Origin of the sequence: Pseudomonas sp. HMWF006, from assembly GCF_003061205.1 — a bacterium.
GTDB classification, from domain to species: domain Bacteria; phylum Pseudomonadota; class Gammaproteobacteria; order Pseudomonadales; family Pseudomonadaceae; genus Aquipseudomonas; species Aquipseudomonas monsensis.
Window position 1 is genome coordinate 1,717 of sequence record NZ_QAIU01000647.1, and the last position, 1,084, is coordinate 2,800.

1 protein-coding gene is annotated in these 1,084 nt (G+C 61.5%); it reads right to left on the reverse strand.

The window, feature by feature from the left end; all coding sequences use genetic code 11:
- Positions 1 to 67: 67 nt before the first annotated feature.
- The coding region (locus DBR24_RS29860) for a HAMP domain-containing sensor histidine kinase (RefSeq protein ID WP_256591991.1) at positions 68 to 1,084 on the reverse strand (1,017 nt) is incomplete at its 5' end.

The window sequence follows — 1,084 nt, forward strand, 5'->3', positions numbered from 1 at the left end:
ACAAACATGTTGGCTGACCCACCGACATCGCGAGCAGGCTCACGCCTACATTGCATCGCGGTGATTTTCAGGATTTTGAAATCAGACTCTGCCGACAATCGAGCATCAGTTTCGCCCCGCCAAGATCGCTCTGGCCCACTTCAAGACTGAAGCCATGCAGGCTGACAATCGCCGCCACAATCGACAGGCCGAGGCCAAAGCCACTTTGCGGTTGCCCACCCTCGGCCCGGTAGAACCGCTGAAACACCGCCTCACGCTCGGCCTCGGGAATCCCCGGCCCGGAATCGTGGACTTCGATCCGCGTATGCCCGCCGTCATTCACGCCGCGCAGGATCACCGTGCCGCCAGCCGGGGTGAACTTGATCGAGTTGCTCAACAGATTCGCCAGCGCCTCGAATAACAGTGCCCGATCACCGTTCAGGCGTGGCAGGGTTTCCGGCATGTTCAGTACAAACAGCAGTTCGCCTTCCTCGGCCAGCGGCAGGTAAAACTCGTGCAGTTCTTGCAGCAATTGCACCGGATCGAGCTCGACAAAACCCGAGCGGCGCTGACGGTCTTCCAGTTCGGAAATCCGCAACAACCCGCGAAACCGCGCCATCAGCGTATCCGCTTCCGCCAGCACCAGATCCAGTTGCGCCGCTTCCTGCGAGCCTTCACCGGCCTGTTGTTGCATGCGGTACAACTGCGCGCGCAGGCGGGTCAGCGGGGTGCGCAGATCGTGAGCGATGTTGTCGCACACGCCTTTGACCTCATGCATCAAACGTTCGATGCGCTCAAGCATGGCGTTGACAATGGCGGCGAGCATGTCCAGTTCATCGCGGCGATTGGACAGCGGCAAGCGGTGGGTCAAATCGCCCGCGACGATGGCCTGGGCACTGGCCTGAATCGCTCGAATCCGCCGCAAGGGCCGACGGCGTAACAAATGCCAGCCGGCAATCCCCGGCAAAATCGTCAGCGACACGCCCCAGAACAACGCGTGCAGGATGATCCGCGTCACCGCGAACAGCGAGCCGTTGTCGCGCAACAACACCAGCCAGCGTCCGTCACGGGTTTGCGTGGCAACGGCGTCGCAACTGTCGGCGGG